We start from the raw sequence: 1185 nt of genomic DNA on the forward strand, positions 1-1185 counted from the left end.
CAGCGCGACACCCTCGAGATGATCGCCTCGGAGAACTTCGCCCCGCAGGCCGTCCTGGAAGCCCAGGGCACCGTCCTGACCAACAAGTACGCCGAGGGCTACCCCGGCCGCCGCTACTACGGCGGCTGCGAGCACGTCGACGTCGTCGAGCAGCTGGCGATCGACCGCGCCAAGGCACTGTTCGGCGCCGAGCACGCCAACGTGCAACCGCACTCCGGCGCCCAAGCCAACACCGCCGTGTACTTCGCGCTGCTCAAGCCGGGCGACACCATCCTGGGCCTGGACCTGGCCCACGGCGGCCACCTGACCCACGGCATGCGCATCAACTACTCCGGCAAGATCCTCAACGCCGTGGCCTACCACGTGCGTGACGAGGACGGCACCGTCGACTACGACGAGGTCGCCGCCCTGGCCAAGGAACACCAGCCCAAGATGATCGTCGCGGGCTGGTCCGCCTACCCGCGCCACCTGGACTTCGCCAAGTTCCGTCAGATCGCCGACGAGGTCGGCGCGCTGCTCATGGTGGACATGGCGCACTTCGCCGGTCTGGTCGCGGCCGGGCTGCACCCCAACCCGGTGCCGTTCGCGGACGTGGTCACCACCACCACCCACAAGACCCTGGGCGGCCCGCGCGGCGGCATGATCCTGACCAAGGCCGAATACGCCAAGAAGATCAACTCCGCGGTCTTCCCCGGTATGCAGGGCGGCCCGCTGGAGCACGTGATCGCGGCCAAGGCGGTCTCGTTCAAGGTCGCAGCGAGCGAGGAGTTCGCCGACCGCCAACGCCGCACGGTGGCGGGTGCGCGCATCCTCGCCGACCGGCTCAACCAGCCGGACGCGGCCAAGGTCGGCGTCAAGGTCCTGACCGGCGGCACCGACGTCCACCTGGTCCTGGTCGACCTGGTCAACTCCGAGCTCAACGGCCAGGAGGCCGAGGACCGGCTGCACGCGGTGGGCATCACCGTCAACCGCAACGCCGTCCCCAACGACCCGCGCCCGCCGATGGTGACCTCGGGTCTGCGCATCGGTACCCCGGCCCTGGCCACCCGCGGCTTCGACGACGCTGACTTCGCCGAGGTCTCCGACGTCATCGCCGAGGCGCTCAAGCCCGGGTTCGACGAGGCCGCCCTACGCGACCGCGTCAGCGCTCTGGCTACCAAGCGCCCGCTCTACCCCAACCTGTAG

1 protein-coding gene is annotated in these 1185 nt (G+C 69.8%); it reads left to right on the forward strand.

Going from position 1 to position 1185, the window contains the following annotated elements:
- On the forward strand, positions 1-1185 hold a 1185-nt coding region (locus D457_RS0131570; RefSeq protein ID WP_017584663.1), incomplete at its 5' end, for a serine hydroxymethyltransferase.

It is taken from the genome of Nocardiopsis valliformis DSM 45023 (assembly GCF_000340985.1).
GTDB classification, from domain to species: domain Bacteria; phylum Actinomycetota; class Actinomycetes; order Streptosporangiales; family Streptosporangiaceae; genus Nocardiopsis; species Nocardiopsis exhalans.